Origin of the sequence: Gillisia sp. JM1, assembly GCF_000424645.1 — a bacterium.
GTDB lineage: Bacteria > Bacteroidota > Bacteroidia > Flavobacteriales > Flavobacteriaceae > Gillisia.
On the sequence record NZ_KE384218.1, the window covers coordinates 562,117 to 581,110 of the forward strand.

Annotated in this window: 11 protein-coding genes; all 11 read left to right on the top strand. The window is 36.2% G+C overall.

Annotation, left to right across the window (positions count from 1 at the left end):
- Positions 1-80: 80 nt before the first annotated feature.
- The 11 genes from H033_RS0105795 (at position 81) to sprA (ending at position 18,938) form a co-directional block, all read left to right on the top strand.
- A complete protein-coding gene (locus tag H033_RS0105795; protein ID WP_231367558.1) occupies positions 81-2,039 on the top strand; it encodes an OmpA family protein in 1,959 nt (652 codons plus the stop codon).
- 362 nt (positions 2,040-2,401) lie between these two features.
- Entirely contained in the window at positions 2,402-3,220 is an 819-nt protein-coding gene (locus H033_RS0105800; protein ID WP_026837443.1) for an ice-binding protein, read from the top strand.
- Between the two features lie 512 nt (positions 3,221-3,732).
- The gene (locus H033_RS0105805; protein ID WP_026837444.1) at positions 3,733-5,064 is read left to right on the top strand and encodes a cytochrome P450; all 1,332 of its coding nucleotides are present in this window, start codon (positions 3,733-3,735) and stop codon (positions 5,062-5,064) included.
- Between the two features lie 5 nt (positions 5,065-5,069).
- Complete coding sequence (gene queG / locus H033_RS0105810) at positions 5,070-5,993, top strand: tRNA epoxyqueuosine(34) reductase QueG (protein ID WP_026837445.1); 924 nt, start codon at positions 5,070-5,072, stop codon at positions 5,991-5,993.
- Between the two features lie 63 nt (positions 5,994-6,056).
- The gene (locus tag H033_RS0105815) at positions 6,057-6,491 is read left to right on the top strand and encodes a hypothetical protein (protein WP_155827735.1); all 435 of its coding nucleotides are present in this window, start codon (positions 6,057-6,059) and stop codon (positions 6,489-6,491) included.
- 1 nt (position 6,492) lies between these two features.
- The gene (locus H033_RS0105820; RefSeq protein WP_026837447.1) at positions 6,493-7,260 is read left to right on the top strand and encodes a hypothetical protein; all 768 of its coding nucleotides are present in this window, start codon (positions 6,493-6,495) and stop codon (positions 7,258-7,260) included.
- A 363-nt stretch (positions 7,261-7,623) separates the two neighbouring features.
- A complete protein-coding gene (locus H033_RS0105825; RefSeq protein WP_026837448.1) occupies positions 7,624-8,115 on the top strand; it encodes an RNA polymerase sigma factor in 492 nt (163 codons plus the stop codon).
- A complete protein-coding gene (locus tag H033_RS0105830; protein WP_026837449.1) occupies positions 8,099-8,713 on the top strand; it encodes a hypothetical protein in 615 nt (204 codons plus the stop codon). The genes H033_RS0105825 and H033_RS0105830 overlap by 17 nt, the downstream gene beginning before the upstream one ends.
- 111 nt (positions 8,714-8,824) lie before the next feature.
- Positions 8,825-11,116, top strand: coding sequence for an NADP-dependent malic enzyme (locus H033_RS0105835; RefSeq protein WP_026837450.1), 2,292 nt, complete (start codon positions 8,825-8,827; stop codon positions 11,114-11,116).
- Between the two features lie 80 nt (positions 11,117-11,196).
- Positions 11,197-11,784, top strand: coding sequence for a Holliday junction branch migration protein RuvA (gene ruvA / locus H033_RS0105840; RefSeq protein ID WP_026837451.1), 588 nt, complete (start codon positions 11,197-11,199; stop codon positions 11,782-11,784).
- Positions 11,785-11,801: 17 nt separating this feature from the next.
- Positions 11,802-18,938, top strand: coding sequence for a cell surface protein SprA (sprA, locus tag H033_RS0105845; protein ID WP_034886138.1), 7,137 nt, complete (start codon positions 11,802-11,804; stop codon positions 18,936-18,938).
- The last annotated feature ends 56 nt before the right edge of the window (positions 18,939-18,994 follow it).

Sequence of the window (18,994 nt, forward strand, 5' to 3'; positions counted from 1 at the left end):
TTCATTTTATAAGAATTAGGAAAACTAAAATTAATTGAAAAATGGGGCTGTGCTTGGCACAGTCCCCTTATATCCCAAATATGAAAAAAATACTATTTATTATTTTAATCGCATTAGGTTTCCAAATGCCTGCTATGGCACAGGAAACTCAATACGAAAAACCAACCTGGTTGTTTGGTGTAGCCGCCGGTGCAAACTTTAATTTCTATCGCGGTACCACACAAAGATTAAATGATAATCTAACCGTTCCAACTGCATTTCATGATGGTGATGGGATTGGACTTTTTGCAGCGCCTCTTGTAGAATATCATTTCCCGGATTCAGTATGGGGAATTATGTTACAAACGGGATATGACAATCGTCAGGGTGAATGGGATCAGGTTATTTCACCATGTAACTGTCCTATGGATCTTTCTTCAGACCTTAGTTATATTACCGTTGAACCAAGTTTGCGTATTGCACCTTTCAAAAACGGCCTATATGTTTATGGCGGACCAAGATTGGCTTTTAATGTAAATAAATCCTTTACATACAAGAAAGGAACCAACCCTGATTTTCCAGCACAAATAGCAGGGCCAGATGTCAATGCAGATTTTGGTGATGTAGAGAACACTATTATTTCAATGCAGGTAGGGGCAGGATATGATATTCCCCTTTCTTCAAATACCCAGAAAACACAGTTTGTGCTTTCTCCTTTTGTATCTTTTCAACCATATTTTGGTCAGAATCCACGTGCAACAGAATCATGGAACAACACTACTGTAAGAGTTGGTGCAGCACTTAAGTTTGGTCTTGGTCGCAAATTGGTAGTTGAAGAAGCGGAAGTTGTAGCGCCTGTAATAGGATTTACTGTTAATTCTCCTGAGAACGTTCCGGGTGAACGTTTGGTAACCGAAACCTTCCCATTGCGTAACTATGTGTATTTTGAAAAAGAATCTACAGAGATTCCTAGTCGTTATGTGTTGTTGAATAAAGACAACGTAAAAGATTTTAAAGAAGATCAGGTTGAAGTAAATACTCCTAAAGACTTGTCCGGACGTTCAAAACGTGAAATGGCAGTTTATTACAATGTATTGAATATACTTGGTGACCGTATGGGAAAAAATCCTTCCTCAAGCATTACTTTGGTTGGATCATCAGAAAAAGGTCCGGAAGACGGAAAATTAATGGCAGAGTCTGTTAAGAAATATTTGGTAGATGTATTTGGAATCGATGCAACAAGAATTGCTGTTGAAGGAAGAAACAAGCCAAAAATCCCATCAGAGAAACCAGGTGGAACACGTGAGTTGGATCTTCTTCGCGAAGGAGACAGAAGAGTTTCTATCGAAAGTAATTCTCCGGCTTTGCTTATGGAATTCCAAAGCGGTCCTAATGCACCCTTGAAACCTGTACAAATTAAAGGTAATCAAGTAGCACCTGTTGAAAGCTATGTAACTTTTAAAGCTGAAGGAGCTAAAGAAGGATTTTCTTCATGGAAACTTGAACTTACAGATGAAAACGGAATGGTTCAAAATTTCGGACCTTATACAGAAGAAGAAGTGAGGCTTCCGGGAGAAACCATCTTGGGAACCAATACTGAAGGAGACTATAAAGTTAAAATGGTAGGTACAACCGAAGATGGTGGGATTGTAACCGAAGAATCTAACATAAACGTTGTACTCTGGACTCCGTCTGAATTGGAAGAAGGGATGAGATTTAGTATACTTTATGAATTTGATGACTCCAAAGCGATAGCTATGTACGAAAAATATCTTGCCGAGATTGTAGCGCCAAAAATTCCTGAAAACGGAAAAGTTATTATTCACGGTTATACCGATGTTATTGGAGAAACAGATAACAATCAAAAATTATCTTTGGCACGTGCAAATGATGTTAAGAAAATTCTTGAAAAAGCAATGTCAAATTCAAAAAGAAGTGATGTGACATTTGAAGTACACGGATCTGGTGAGGATGAAGCAGCAGCTCCTTTTGGAAATAAACTTCCGGAGGAACGCGCTTATAACCGTACGGTTGTAATTGATCTTATTCCTGCTAACTAAGTTCTCTTATAGTTAACAGAGAATTTCTTTTAAATTTTAAAAAAGGGTATGGTGTAAAACCATATCCTTTTTTTTGCTTTATCGAATTTTAAATTGATCCCATTTCATCCTGAAAATTGCGCATTTAAAAAAAATATAATGCCGGACGTATTAACTCAGAAGTACTAATCAAATTTCATTTTAATCTTCGGCAAATAGTATTTATTTGTTTTTTTTTGACAATTAAATATTAAAATTGAATTAAATCAAAATAAAATGTGGGAATTGTATAACATTCCACAATAAGTATGTAACACTTTCTACCAGCGGAATGCTGACTTTCACCAAGTGATAATGAAGTCGCAAAATAATTGTAATTATTTATGAAACTTAAAATAGTATTACCAGCCTTGGCATTCGTATTTGTTGGATTAATGTCCAGTTGTGAAAAGGATGAAATGAATGACAATTCAGTTGATATGGATGCATCAATAGAAAATTCAGCAGATCTTTCTTCAAATAAGAAATCAGAGAATGCAAAACCACAAGGAACATTGAAGGTAGTAGATCTTGGTGTTGCCGGGAATTTTACAATTCTCTCAAAAACAGGAATAACCAGTGTTTATAAATCTTCTATTACCGGAGATATTGGAACTAGTCCAATTACTGGTGCTGCGATGGTTATAGACTGTGGCGAAGTAACTGGAAATGTATACTCAGTAGATGCTGCAGGTCCTGCTTGTATAACCACAAGCGCAAGCATGTTAACAACAGCAATTAGTAATATGCAAACTGCATATACCGATGCTGCCGGTCGTACTACTCCAGATTTCGTGAATTTAGGAGCTGGAAATATCGGAGGTAAAACTCTAACCGCCGGCTTATATAAATTCACCAGTTCAGTTGTTATCCCAACCGATATTGCACTAGAAGGTGGACCTGACGATGTATGGATATTCCAGGTTTCCGGAAATCTTGATATGAGTTCTGCAGTGAATGTTACCTTGAGCGGTGGTGCACAAGCTAAGAATATATTCTGGCAAGTAGCCGGAGCGGTTACTTTTGGAACTACCAGTCATTTTGAAGGAAATATTTTAGGTCAGACTGGAATTAATTTAAAGACTGGCGCTTCAATAAATGGAAGGTTATTGGCACAAACTGCTGCAACTCTTCAAATGAATACAGTTACCCAGCCACAATAAAATTATTAAGTGCCGAAATTCTGGTTCAAAAAAGAAAATTGGATTCAGTTTAATTCAGTGCTCTTTATTAATTTAAAAAAAGGATTTGGTCTAAAAACCAGATCCTTTTTTTTGTTTTGAAAATAAATCATTAAGCAATAATAATGTCACCCTTTCTTGACGCATCAGGAGTTTCAGGTTCTAATAAGGTTTGCTTATGAGTATGTTCTTTTGTCAAACTAATCTTTTTGAAGTTTAAACTACAATTCACACATTTAGACAGGCTCAATTTGATAAATAGTTCACCCATTCCCGAAACGTTTGGACAGAGTGACCTCCTTTATCAGTCTATAATACTTTACGGACAATCAAATTAATAATGGAATTTTTATAATGTAAGGCTAAGCTCACTTTTTTTATTACACTACTTTAAAGGATTTCAATTATGTACTTTTGTAATGCTGGAGGATACACAAGAAGTCTAAACGATATTAAAAGTTTGAATTCAGGAAATTGATAAAACAAAAAATATTATGGCTAAAAAGAGTATTCCAAAAGTTTCATTTTTACAATTTTTGAAGCATGCCTCAAATATTCTGAAGAATCCGTTGCCTTTTCATCATAATAATTTTGAAAAAGTAGGAGACACTTTCAGGTTAATTATTGGTCCAGGAAAATCTGTGATCTTTTCAAGGGATGCCTATTTAGCAGAATATGTCCTTCAGAAGAATCAGAAGAACTATACGAAATCTCCGATCCAAACCAAAGATCTTGTGAAATATGTAGGTCGTGGCTTGCTAACTGCTGAAGGAGACCACTGGAAAAAGCAACGAAAATTGATTCAGCCTGCTTTTCATAAAAAGCAGCTCACCTTATTGTTAGATAGCATTCATAATGCTATTCTTACTGAGCTTGATAAAATTGAAACGGATAAAGAAATAGATGTATTTCCAATCTTCAACGATCTTGCTTTCCAAACGGTGGTGAAATCATTGTTTAGTAGTGCAGTGGGATTAAAAGATATAGAACGCTTGCAATATATCACAGAAGCTGCTCAAAAAATGTTAGTGAGGGAACTGCGGCAGCCCTTTTTAAGCTTATGGTTTAAATATGGTGGGGAAATTAAAAAACATACAGATCTAACAGACGAGGCCAGAGCGATCCTCAAAAAACTTGTTCAGGAAAGAAAAGAAAGCGGGAAACGAGAGGACGATCTATTGGATATGTTATTGGATGCACGTTATGAGGATGGAAACGAAATGGACGAAGAGCAACTAATAGACGAAATATTAATTCTTTTTACTGCCGGTCATGAGACAACCTCGAATGCGCTCACGTTTGCAGCTCAACTTTTAGCTCGAAATCCAGAATCACAACAATTGATATTTAATGAAGTTGAACAGGCGAAAAATGAGACTCATTCTTTAATGGAGTTTATTCAAGCTTGTAATTATACTAAAAAAGTGGTTGAGGAAACTATGCGTTTATATCCTCCGGCTTATTTTATTGATAGAATAAATTTGGAAGATGATGAATTTGAGGGCGTGCAGATCCCAAAAGGATCTAATTTATTGTTTTCGTTTTATGAGATTCATAAACACAAATCGCATTGGGAAGATCCTGAAAAATTTAGTCCTGAAAGATTTTCAGATTCGGATCCTTATTTACACACTCCGTTTTATGCCCCCTTTGGTGCAGGACCAAGAAAATGTATCGGGAATAACTTTGCAATGTTCGAAATGATTCTTGCAGTAGCAGAAATGGTTGGGAAATACGAGATCGAAGAAAAAACGACCCCTATTGAGATTCTTCCTTTGATAACTTTAAAGCCGAAAAATGCTATTTTGAGGTTCCAAAAGAGATAGCAGCTATGTTGCAAAATGCTAAATATTCTGAATTAATAAAAGCAGAAGCCAACCGCCTCGGCTTTATGTCTTGTGGCATTTCCAAAGCTGAATTCCTAGAAACAGAAGCTCCCAGATTGGAAAGTTGGCTAAAGCAAAATATGCATGGCGAAATGAGTTATATGGAAAATCATTTCGACAAGAGATTGGATCCCACAAAATTGGTAACTGGCTCCAAAAGTGTCATCTCCTTGTTGCTGAATTATTATCCTTCCGAATTTCAAAATAAAGATTCTTATAAGATCAGCAAATATGCCTATGGCACCGATTATCATTTTGTGATTAAAGAGAAACTTAAGCAATTGCTTCAGTTTATTCAACAGGAAATAGGAGAAGTAGAGGGTAGAGCTTTTGTGGATTCTGCTCCAGTAATGGACAAGGCTTGGGCAGCGAAAAGTGGCCTGGGCTGGATTGGTAAGAATTCCAATTTATTGACTAAACAGGTCGGATCTTTCTACTTTATAGCAGAATTGATAGTAGACCTCGAATTAGAGTATGATACTCCGGTGACGGATCATTGCGGAAGCTGTACCGCCTGTATAGACGCGTGCCCAACTCAGGCAATTGTAGAGCCTTACAAAGTAGATGGCAGCAAATGTATTTCCTATTTCACCATTGAACTTAAGAATGAGTTGCCAAATTCTTACAAAAATCAATTTGATGACTGGATGTTTGGTTGTGATGTCTGCCAGGATGTTTGCCCTTGGAATAAATTCTCAAAAGCTCATAGCGAGCCATTATTCGATCCTAATCCACAAATTTTAGAGTATGACAAGAAGGATTGGGAAGAACTTACCAAAGAGACTTTCAATGAAATTTTCAAAAAATCGGCCGTAAAAAGGACAAAATTTGATGGTTTAAAACGAAATCTTCGTTTTTTGGAGGGTTGAAATGTTCTTTTTAATTTTTATTTGGTAGTTTTCCGAGATAAATGAATTAATTAAACTGCCTTGGTGAAAGTAAAATATTATGAAGAGCATAGGCTCATAGAGATCGATGATAATTTTGGAAAGAATAACTGGACTCTCAAATTTGTGTTGATCATAAATATAATAAATGGTGGTTTCAATTTAGTTCAATCTTTCCTTACCGGCTTTAACTGGTTTTCTGTGATGTGGGTTTCAATAAGCCTAATTTCCATTTTTATTCTATTGTTCCTTATCTTCAAAAAGACTTCTGAAAGCAGCATAAAAATCAAAGATATTGACTGGTTTTTGCAAAAAGAATTTTTTGGCAGAAAAAGTTTTAAACTTAAACTGAAAAATGGGAAAGTAAGAGATTTGTTGAATTTGAAAAAGCAATCTCAAGTTGATGAATTGGAAAGTTTATTCCGGAAAGCAGGAATAAGTTCAAAATTAACTCAGCACCATAAAACTAAATTCTCATAGATTGTCGAAAGCAAAAATTGTTATTTTTCTCTCTGTCTTTTTTTGCTGTACTTCAATTTTTCCCCAGAAAACCATACTTCTGAAGGGGAAAATTACCGCAGATTCCTTAGATGGTTCTTCTATTCATATAATAAACTTAACAAGACAAACCGGGACAACAAATTCAGTTTCGGGAGATTTTGAGCTACAGGTAGCCTTAAATGATGTTTTAAAATTTTCTTCGATACAGTATGATATTGTGGAGGTTAAGATTTCTGAAGAAATTTTTGAACGACAATATTTGCAGGTTGAACTGTTTTTAGATTTAAACGAATTGGGTGAAGTTTTGATAAGTAACATCAATTTGAGGGGGGATCTTAAGCAGGACCTTCAAAAGATGGAAGTTTTTAACCAGGCAGATATAGGCTTTCCATTTTCAAATAAACCACCCCTGACCCTAATAGAGAGAAAATTTAATTCTGCCACAAATTCACCATTAATCTTTTTGCTCAACACGCTCAACGGAAGGATAAAAATGCTGAAGAAGGCCAAGGAGTTTATGAAATTTGATGCTAAAGTGGACAAAGGAATCGAGATTGTTTCTACCGAATTTTTTGTTGAAGAACTCGGAATACCTGAGGAGGAAATTCTGAATTTCGTTTATTTCTGCGCAGAAAGTCCTGGCTTCCACGAAATCATTTCCGCAGGAAAACATCTTGAACTTTTGGAAAATTATTATCGTAATTCTCCAATTTTTCTAAGACAGCTGAAGGAGAAAAATCTAGATTAAATTTATTTCTTATTTTACTGTAAAATTAACATAAGAGTTGCCCACTTCTGAAAAGAGACAATTTTGTGACTGGATGTTTGGTTGAGATGTTTGCAAGAATGTGTGTCCCTGAAATAAATTCTCAAAATCTCATAATGAACCTTTGTTCAACCCGCATGAAGATTTGCTGGAGATGAACAAAAAAAATTGTCAGGAAATCACCTAAGAAACTTGAAATGAAATTTTTAAAAAGTTGCCGTAAAACGAACAAAGTTAGACGGATTAAAAAGGAATACTGAGTTTTTTAAAAAGTAAGTTTTATAATTTTATTACCCAAAACTGTAATAAACTCGCCTTTTCGGAACTAATGAATAAAAAGAAGCTTTGAGTAAAGATTTCTATACCCAGTTCATTTTACCTTATGCCGGAATTATCATTAAGATCTGCCGTGCCTATACAGACAGCGAAGAAGATTTTCAGGATTATTATCAAGAAGTTTGTCTTCAGTTATGGAAGAGTCGGGAGAATTTCAAGGGTGATTCCAAATGGTCTACTTGGGTCTACAGAATTTCTTTAAATGTAGCACTCTCTTTGCTTAAGAAGGATAAAAAAGTAAATAAGAAAAGCGTTGAATTACCAGATCTCGATGGGGGTTTACAGGACTCTAATCCTTTCAATGACGAATCGCTCAAACTTCTTTATTTGGCTATAAAGCAGCTTTCCGAGCTGGACCGGGCCATCATACTTCTTTACTTAGAAGAGAATTCGTACCAAGAAATAGGCGAAATCATGGGGTTGTCGCCAAATAATATCGGAGTTAAAATCACTCGAATTAAGAAAAAACTAAAAACATTACTTGATGGAAAGATCTATTGAAAATATATGGAAAGAAGGTTTTGAATCTAATAAAAGTTTCAAACTACCTTTTGTTAAGGATCTCTATACTAGAAAATCCAATTTGATAATTGATAAAATCAAGTCTACTTCGAAATGGGATAACATTAGTCTTATTCCGATGGCCATATTTTTATTTGGACTATTTACTTATTTAGATAAGTTGCTGCTAGGAATTTATGTAGGAGCTTTAATTCTTTCATTATTTTTTCTGAATAAAAAAATGTTGAAGAAAATGGATCAATTTAATCCAAGCTCAAATACCTATGAATATTTAATTAATTATTATTCTCAGTTAAAAGCGATTCAGAAGTTTTATAACAAATTATTAGCGATAGGCCCACCAATCTTAATCATTCCAGCATATTGGATTTATTTTCAGGGAACACCTGTGATGTCTAATTTTATGGGATTAGATATTTATTTCCAAATTCTCCTAGTAGCAGCCATTGCTATACTATTATCTGGCTTAGGGATGCTCAGTTACAAACTAAGTACTCATTTAGTCTATGGCAAATTAATAAGCAGGATTGAGGAAATTATCAATGATATGGAAGAGCTAGAGAAATTAGAGATGTAAGAGTATTTTGATCTAGTTTCTAGATAAATATCAAGTTTAAAGTATTTGATATTTATATACCTGAAAAAACTAAAGCTTATTACCTTTGTTACTCAGCCAATAATTTTGAATATGAGTAAGGACAGTAAAAGGAGAGAAGCATTAGTTTATCACGCAAAACCGAAACCTGGAAAGATAGAGGTTGTGCCAACTAAGAAATATGCAACCCAAAGAGATCTATCTTTGGCATATTCCCCGGGAGTTGCTATTCCATGTTTAGAAATAGAGAAGGATAAGGAGAACGCCTATAAATATACAGCGAAGGGAAACTTGGTTGCGGTAATTTCTAATGGTACTGCAGTTCTTGGTCTTGGAGACATAGGTCCATTAGCATCAAAACCAGTGATGGAAGGTAAGGGACTGCTCTTCAAGATCTTTGCAGATATAGATGTGTTCGATATTGAAGTAGATACCAAAGATGTAGAAGCATTTATTCAGACTGTAAAAAATATTGCTCCCACTTTTGGAGGAATTAATTTAGAAGATATTAAGGCTCCCGAAGCTTTTGAAATAGAACGTAGATTAAAAGAGGAGCTTGATATTCCTGTAATGCACGATGATCAGCATGGAACAGCTATTATCTCTGCTGCTGCCTTATTAAACGCCTTGGGGATCGCAAAAAAGAAAATAGAAAAGGTTAAAATAGTGATTAGCGGAGCAGGTGCCGCAGCAGTGTCTTGCACAAAATTGTATAAATCCTTTGGTGCGAAGGCTGAAAATATCGTAATGCTTGATAGCAAGGGAGTGATTCGGGCGGATAGAGCTAACTTATCTGTTGAAAAAATTGAATTTGCTACTAAAAGAAAAATAGATACTCTTAAAGAGGCAATGAAAGATGCCGATGTATTCGTAGGTCTTTCTATTGCTAATATAGTAGATGTTCAAATGCTGAAAAGTATGGCCAAACGCCCAATAGTTTTCGCAATGGCCAATCCAGACCCGGAAATTGAATATGATCTTGCTGTTTCTGCGCGTAAAGATCTTATTATGGCAACAGGAAGAAGCGATCATCCTAATCAGGTGAATAATGTGCTTGGTTTCCCTTTTATTTTTAGAGGCGCCTTGGATGTACGAGCTACCAAAATTAACGAGGCTATGAAAATGGCTGCAGTTAAAGCTTTGGCAGAATTAGCAAAAGAGCCTGTGCCAGAGCAAGTGAATATTGCATATGGAGAGACAAAATTGAATTTTGGTCCAGAATACATAATTCCAAAACCTTTTGATCCTAGATTAATAGCCCGAGTTCCGCCGGCAGTTGCGAAGGCAGCTATGGAAAGTGGCGTAGCTAAAAGTCCGATTCTGGATTGGGTGCGATATGAGGAGGAATTACTGAACAGAATGGGGAATGATAATAAGATCTCCCGTTTACTGATGAATCGTGCAAAAATGGATCCTAAAAAGGTGGTTTTTGCAGAAGCAGATCAGTTAGATGTTCTTAAGGCAGCACAGATCACTCAGGAAGAGGGAATTGCTATTCCAATTCTTTTGGGTAGAAAAGATGTGATTATTGAATTGATGAATGAAATAGATTTTGATGAAGATCTTGTAACTATCATCGATCCAAAATCTGATGAAGAAAAAGAGCGCCGAGAACGTTATGCAGATGTTTACTGGAAATCCAGGTACCGAAGTGGGGTTACAAAATACGATGCCCAAAATTTATTGCGTGAGCGTAATTACTTTGCTGCAATGATGGTGAATGAAGGAGATGCAGATGCTTTGCTTTCCGGATATTCAAGAGCTTATCCTACAGTGGTAAAACCAATGTTAGAATTAATAGGAATGGCCAAAGGGGTAGATAGAATAGCGGCAACCAACTTAATGAATACTTCCAGAGGACCACTTTTTATAAGTGACACTTCTATAAACATAGATCCTTCTGCTAAAGATCTTGCTAAGATAGCAATGATGACTTCCAAAACCGTGAGAATGTTTGGAATGGAGCCTGTGATAGCCATGATCTCTTATGCTAATTTTGGATCTTCTAAAAATGAACGTGCTAGAAAAGTGAAAGAGGCAGTTGCTATTTTGCATAGATCCAACCCAGAACTTATTGTAGATGGGGAGATCCAAACAGATTTTGCCTTGAATAAAGAAATGCTTCAAAGTAAGTTCCCTTTTTCAAAATTAGTTGGTAAAAAGGTGAATACCTTGATATACCCTAATTTAGAATCGGCAAATGGCACCTATAAACTTCTGAAAGAAATGAACAATGCCGACTCTATTGGCCCTATTATGATGGGAATGAGAAAGCCGGTACATATTTTACAGTTAGGTGCTAGTGTGGAGGAAATAGTAAATATGGCAGCGGTAGCTGTTGTAGATGCACAGGAAAAAGGAAAAAAACCAAAAACAGTAAAATAGCGGTGTTTTCGGGTCTTGTATCGACTTGGAGCTCTGTATTATTTTAGTACATTTGAAAATTAACATTATTTTTCAAATACATGATCCACCACCTTAAGGGACAGTTAATAGAAAAAAATCCTACTTATGTTGTAATAGATTGCAATGGAGTAGGATATTTTTTGCATATTTCTTTACACACATTTGGCTTGCTTAAAAACGCTTCAGAAGCGGTAAGCCTTTATACCCATTTGCAAGTAAAAGAAGACTCACATACATTATTCGGATTTATGGAGAAATCTGAGCGAGAATTGTTCAGATTGCTAGTTTCTGTTTCTGGTATTGGCGCTAGCATTGCACGTACTATGTTATCTTCTTTAGATCCAAAGCAAATAATGGATGCCATTGCTTCTGGTGATGTTGCCACCATCCAGAGCATTAAAGGGATTGGCGCAAAAACTTCACAAAGAGTAATTTTAGATCTAAAGGATAAGGTTTTAAAGGTCTTTGGGGAAGGGGAGGTTTTCATCTCTCAGAGCAATACGAATAAAGAAGAAGCGTTATCTGCATTAGAGACTTTAGGTTTTGCGAGAAAATCTGCCGAAAAAGTAGTAGACCGCATTATGAAAGACGCTACAGAAGACCCTACCGTAGAAACAATAATTAAATTAGCATTAAAGAATTTATAATTTCACAATAACTAATCTTGAGGAATAATTACTCGAAACTGCAATTAACATCCCTGTTTGGGATTTTTTGGTTACTTGCCTCTTCTCCAGGTTTATATGCGCAAGATACTCTTGTGGCTCAAGATTCTACCCGCACTGGATATGCAACCGGCACCTTGTCCTTGCCCAATCCTGCAAGCATTGTAGCAGGATATGAGTATGACCCTATTCTTAATAGATATATTTATACTGAAAAATTTGGGACTTATAATTTGTCCATTCCTTTAATTCTTACACCAGAGGAATACCAAGAGTTGGTTATTCAGGAAGAGATTCGTAATTATTTCAAGGAAAAAAATAACGCCATTTCTGAAAATAGAGAAGGAGATCCTGAAGCTCAGCAAGATCTTCTCCCAAGTTATTATGTAAACTCCGGTTTTTTTGAAAGTGTTTTTGGTGGTAAAGAAATAGAAGTAGTACCTCAAGGAAGTGTTGCTATGGATCTTGGACTACTTTTCACAAAACAGGATAATCCATCTTTTTCCCCTAGAAATAGAAGTAATCTCACATTCGATTTTGACCAAAGGATCCAACTTAGTTTGCTTGGAAATGTTGGAACAAAATTAAAAGTGCTCGCAAATTACGATACCGAATCTACCTTCGATTTTCAGAACCAATTAAAGTTGGAATATACTCCCAACGAAGATGATATTGTTCAGAAAATTGAAATCGGGAACGTAAATATGCCTTTAAATAGCGCGCTTATTCAGGGAGCACAAAGTTTATTCGGGTTTAAAACAGAATTGCAATTTGGGAAAACGCGTGTTACTGGAGTTTTTTCTGAACAAAAATCAGAGCGGAGAACCGTAAATGTGGAGGGCGGAGCGACTGTTGAAGAATTTGAGAAATTCGCTATAGATTACGATCAAGACAGGCACTTTTTCTTAGCTCATTACTTCAGGGATAATTACAATCAGGCACTTCAGAATTATCCATTTATCAATAGTAATATTCAAATTCAGCGAATTCAGGTTTGGGTTACCAACCGTACTAATAATATTCAGAGTTTAAATGATACCCGAAATATAGTTGCTATCCAAGATCTTGGAGAGGTAAATGTTGCTGGTAATATCGGTTTGAACAATCCTCCTGCTGGCTTCTTTAATCGACCTTCTGGAGCCTTTCCAAATAATCCTAACAACGATTTTAACCCCTTTGGAATAACGGGTTCTGGCGAATCTATTTTAACTCCCGCAATACGAGAAATTTCTACAATTCCGAGCGGTTTTGGTGGAGTGACTGTTTCGGAAGGCGAAGATTATGCAAAGCTTGAGAACGCCAGGCAATTAAAACCGAATGAATTCACTTTCGATCAGAGACTTGGGTATATAAGTCTTAATCAGAGATTAAGTAATGATGAGGTTTTAGGAGTTGCTTTTCAATATACGGTGAACGGACAAGTGTATCAAGTGGGTGAATTTGCCAATGATGGGGTAGATGCTAATACGCAGTCTGGTGATAATGAAGTTAGGATCAATCAGAACTTAGTGGTAAAGATGCTAAAAAGTACACTTACCAATGTAAACGAACCGGTTTGGGATTTGATGATGAAAAATATCTATGCTTTAGGTGCTTTTCAATTAGAGCGAGATGACTTCAGATTAAATATTTTATATACAGATCCACAGCCACAAAATTATTTATCTCCAGCGCCGGGATCTGGAGTCCCATTGCCTGAAGATGTAGCTGAAACAACTTTACTTCGTGTATTCAATCTCGATAAACTAAATGACAATAACGATCCTGTAAATGGAGGCGATGGCTTTTTCGATTATGTGCCCGGAATTACTATTAATCCACAAAATGGCTTGGTTATTTTTACAACCGTAGAACCATTTGGAGAGTATTTATTTGATAAACTGGACACTAACCCTAATGCTGGAGGTGAAGATTATAATTTGCCCGAAACTTATAATGATAATCAGCGAGAGTATGTGTTTAGGTCTTTATATCGTACCACGAAGATTCAGGCAGAGCAAGAAGACGCCGATAAAAATAAATTTCAGTTAAAAGGAAGGTATAAATCTTCTCAAGTAGATGGAATTCCAGTAGGCTTCAATTTACCTCAAGGTTCGGTAACCGTTACTGCGGGAGGAAGAGTTTTACAGGAAGGGGTAGATTATGTGGTGAATTATCAGTTAGGGAGAGTACAAATTATAGATGAATCTTTATTAGCTTCAGATATTCCAATTCAGGTATCTACAGAAAACAACGCCTTATTTGGGCAGCAATCTAAAAGGTTTACGGGGATTAATATCGAACACCAGTTCAATGAGAAATTATTAGTTGGAGGGACATTTTTGAATTTAAAAGAACGCCCGCTTACTCAAAAGGCCAATTATAGTTATGAGCCTGTTAACAATTCCATTTATGGCTTAAATGCTGCCTATAGCACAGAAGTGCCATTCTTAACAAGACTTATAAATAAGTTGCCGAATATTGATACCGATGTTGCTTCTAATTTTTCTATTCGTGGAGAATTTGCCTATTTACAGCCAGGAGCGCCACAAGTAAATGACTTTGACCAAAAAGCTACCACTTATATAGACGATTTTGAAGCATCTCAAACCTCTATCTCAATAAATAACCCTTTAAGTTGGCAACTCTCCAGTGTGCCTTTAGATTTTGGAGGAGAGCTAAATAACGGAGACTTAGCCGTAGGATATAAAAGAGCAAATTTATCTTGGTATACCATAGACCCTATTTTTTATAGCAGTAGGAGGCCAAGTGGAATAACGGATGCTGATCTCTCTAATTTTGCGACAAGAAGGGTTTTTCTAAATGAAATATTTCCTAATACAGATGTAATCCAGGGACAGCCACAGGTGATCTATACAATGGATCTTGCTTTTTCTCCAACTACGCGTGGACCCTATAACTTTAATCCGGCAGCTGCGGGTGGAAATTCTTTAAACAATCCTAAAGAAAATTTTGCAGGCATTTCCAGAGCAATTACCTCTACCAATTTTGAGCAGACCAATGTGGAATTTATTGAATTCTGGATGATGGATCCTTTTATTTATTCTGAAAATGCGGGAAACCCAGGAGGGACTATTAGTTTCAACTTGGGGAATGTATCTGAAGATGTACTTAAAGACGGAAGAAAACAATATGAAAATGGGCTTCCGCCAGATGGTGGATCTGAAAACACCGTTACCACTGAATTTGCCAAAGTACCAGCAGATCAATCTCTAATATATGCCTTTGATACACAAGGCCAGGCAAGAATTAATCAAGATGCAGGATTTGATGGATTAGGAGATGCGGAAGAAGCATTAAAATTTCCAACCTTTGGCAACCTTCCAGATCCGGCTGCAGATAACTACGAATATTTTTTAAATAGGACCGGAAATATTGTGGATCGTTATAGAAATTATAATGGAACGCAGGGAAATTCTCCAACAGAGATAACTGACACCAATAGAGGTAATACCACCTTGCCAACCACTGAGGATCTCAACAGTGATAATACTATGAATACTATTAATAGTTATTTTCAGTATGATGTGAAGATCTTCCCTGGAATGAATGCTTCTAATAATCCATATATTACCGATGTGAGGGAATTGGATGCGCCGCTTCCAAATGGTCAGGATATTCCAGTTAGATGGATACAGTTTAAAGTGCCAATTTTTGAACCTACAGATACTAAAGGTGGTATTGCAGATTTTAGATCGATTCGGTTTATGCGACTTTTCTTAACAGACTTTGAACAGGAAACTATTTTGAGATTTGGAACAATGGATCTGGTTCGTGGAGATTATAGAAGATACAATCAAAGTTTAAATCCAGATGAGCCAAATCAACCTATAGAAGAAGGAACTTTGTTTGAGGTTTCTGCTGTGAATATAGAAGAGAATGAAAATCGTGAACCAATTCCTTATGTATTGCCTCCAGGGGTGAACCGCGAGGAATTATTCAATAATAACACAAATATACGTCAGAATGAGCAGTCGCTTTCTATTAGAACTTGCGATTTAGAGCCACAAGCTGCTCGGGCAGTTTATAAGAATTTCCAAGTGGATATGCGCCAGTATAAGAATTTGGAAATGTTCTTGCATGCCGAATCATTTGTAAACGAGATCGCTCTAAAAGATGGGCAGTTAATTGCTTTTGTAAGAATAGGGACTGATTTTACAGATAACTATTATCAAATTGAAGTGCCGCTAACCGCTACTTTGCCTGGTGCTACTTCTGCTGAAGAAATTTGGCCTGAAGCGAACAGGCTTTTGTTGAGGTTAGATTTACTACAACAGGTGAAAACTAAAGTTTTGGGTGATCCTTCTTTGATTCCCACAGAGTTGAATTATTTTAATGAAGAAGTAAATCTTGTAAATTCTAATGACCCATATGAAGTTGGGCAACTTAGAATCGGGATAAAAGGAAATCCGAGTTTTGGAAATGTTAGATTATTGATGCTTGGGGTAAAAAATGGAAGCCCTGAAAATACAGCTTCAGATATTTGCGGAGAAGTATGGTTCAACGAATTGAGATTATCTGATCTGGATAACGAAGGAGGTTGGGCAGCTATTGTAAATATGGACACCAATATTGCAGATTTTGCAACGGTATCTGCAACAGGAAGAAAGAGCACTATTGGATTTGGAGCTTTAGAGGAAGGACCAAATCAGAGAAGTAGGGAAGATCTTCAGCAATATGATGTAGTCACCAATATAAACGCGGGGCAATTATTACCACAAAAATGGGGAGTTCAAATTCCATTTAATTATAGCAGAGGAGAAGAGTTAATTACGCCTAAATTCGATCAGGAGTTCTTAGATCTGGAACTTCAAACAAGGCTAGATAATACTACAGATCCGGACGAGCGGGATCTAGTGAGAGAACAATCTGAATCTTATACCAAAAGACAGAGTATAAATGTTATTGGTTTAAGAAAGGAACGAGTAGGAGATAAAAAACCTATGCCTTATGATATAGAAAATTTCGCTTTTTCTACTTCTTACAATCAAGTTGACCATCGCGATTTTGAAATTGAAGATGCGTTGAGTCAAAATGTAAGGGTAGGAGCAACCTACGATTACGGATTTTTGCCGCTAACTCTGGAGCCATTTAAAAACATAAAAGCTTTAGATAGTAGCGATTATTATTCTTTGGTAAAAGATTTTAATGTGAATCTATTGCCTACCAATATATCTTTAGGGTCAAATATTTTTAGACAATATAACGAGCAAAAATTTAGAGAGTTATCTTTAAATGAAAATGATATAGGGATACCAACATTGTATCAACGGAATTTTATGTTTGACTGGCAATACCGGATAAATTATAATTTAACAAAATCCCTTCAGTTTAGTTTTAGTGCAACCAACAACAGATTGGTGAGAAATTATTTCACTGAAGATAATTTTGTGGATAACAGCATTGGTATATGGGACGGATTTTTTGAAACAGGAACTCCTAATCAGCATTTTCAATCGCTACAAGTGAATTATGAATTACCATTCGCTAAGATCCCGATCTTAGAATTCATTAAAACTACTTATTCCTATACGGGAGACTTTCAATGGCAACGTGGGTCTCAGATCTTCGATCAGTTAGAAGGTATTCCAGATTTAGGGAATTCAGTTCAAAATTCAAGCATTCACCAGATTAATGCGAATATGGATATGCAAGGTTTATACAAATATCTAAATCTTGTGCCAAGAAAATCTACAGCAAACTCCATTAAAGCTCGTAGCGCAGCTGTACCAAAATCACCAAATGAGACTAAGGAAGAGGAGAATGCCACAAAGCCTAGATCTGATAAGACTTACAACACCGTTTTAGGTCTTGTAACTGCTCTAAAGCGAGTGCAAGTAACCTACCGAGAAAATAGAGGGATCTTTTTACCTGGTTATACCCCTAGTATAGGTTTTTTGGGAACGCTTAGACCTACAACAGGTTTTACTTTGGGAAGCCAAAATGATGTTAGAGGTATCGCTGCAAGAAACGGCTGGTTGACATTATATCAGGAATTCAATCAGCAGTATACTTCGGTTCAAAATAAGCAATTGGATATGCAGGCATCTTTGAGTTTGATCCCAGATCTTATAATAGATCTAAATGCTAGTAGAATATATTCAGAAACATATAATGAAAGTTATAAAATTAATCCAACAAGTCTGGAATATCAATCTTTGAGCCCTTATAGTTTCGGAAATTTCAACATTTCAACAGTTCTTATAAAGAGTGCTTTTCAGAAAAACGATCAGCAATTTTCTGAAACATTCGAGAGTTTTAGAGAGAATAGATTGGAAGTTGCGCAACGATTGGCATCAGAAAATGGCAGGGATCTTAATGATGTAGATGCAGATGGTTTCCCCGTAGGTTATGGAAAAACTAATCAGGCTGTCTTATTGCCAGCATTTCTAGCTGCATATACAGGGCAAAGTGCTTCTTCAGTAAAATTGGGCGCTTTTAGAAATGTGCCATTGCCCAACTGGGATCTTAAATACACCGGTTTAATGCGATTGGATTGGTTTAAAAAGAATTTTAGAAGGTTCTCTCTAAGTCATGGATATCGTGCAGGATATACGATTAATCAGTTTCAATCTAATTTAGATTACAACCCTAGCGATCCTTTTGAATTTAATCAGGCTAATAACTTTAAAAATGAACTTTTATTTGCAAATATAAATCTAACAGAGCTTTTTAGCCCGTTGGTTAGAGTAGATCTGGAAACCACAGAAGCGATTAGAATATTGGCTGAAATTAAGAAAGACAGAACTATGTCTTTGAGTTTTGATAATAACTTGCTAACAGAAGTAAAAGGGAATGAGTATATATTAGGCTTAGGATATAGAATTAAAGATCTTAAGATTGCAACTAATTTTGGTGGAAAACAGCGCGTTCTGAGTAGCGATCTTAATTTTAAAGCCGATGTTGCTTACAGAAAAAATATAAATATCATTAGGTATCTGGATCTCGGTAATAACCAAGTGATCGCAGGACAAGACCTCTGGGCAATTAATTTTGTAGCAGATTATGCGATATCAAAAAATTTAACGGCCTTGTTTTATTATGATCATACCTTCTCTGAATATGCTATTTCTACAGCCTTCCCGCAAACAACTATTCGTTCTGGGTTCACTTTGAGATATAATTTCGGAAATTAATAGGTAGCTATTTGAACAGACCTAAGAATAAATTAACTTTGTGCACTCAGAAAAAA

Excerpts from the sequence above, each read along its gene's own strand:
- H033_RS0105805 (WP_026837444.1), top strand. The coding sequence starts at position 3,733 with ATGGCTAAAAAGAGTATTCCAAAAGTTTCATTTTTACAATTTTTGAAG.
- H033_RS0105795 (WP_231367558.1), top strand. The coding sequence starts at position 81 with ATGAAAAAAATACTATTTATTATTTTAATCGCATTAGGTTTCCAAATG.
- ruvA (WP_026837451.1), top strand. The coding sequence starts at position 11,197 with ATGATCCACCACCTTAAGGGACAGTTAATAGAAAAAAATCCTACTTAT.
- queG (WP_026837445.1), top strand. The coding sequence starts at position 5,070 with ATGTTGCAAAATGCTAAATATTCTGAATTAATAAAAGCAGAAGCCAAC.
- H033_RS0105800 (WP_026837443.1), top strand. The coding sequence starts at position 2,402 with ATGAAACTTAAAATAGTATTACCAGCCTTGGCATTCGTATTTGTTGGA.
- H033_RS0105830 (WP_026837449.1), top strand. The coding sequence starts at position 8,099 with ATGGAAAGATCTATTGAAAATATATGGAAAGAAGGTTTTGAATCTAAT.
- H033_RS0105835 (WP_026837450.1), top strand. The coding sequence starts at position 8,825 with ATGAGTAAGGACAGTAAAAGGAGAGAAGCATTAGTTTATCACGCAAAA.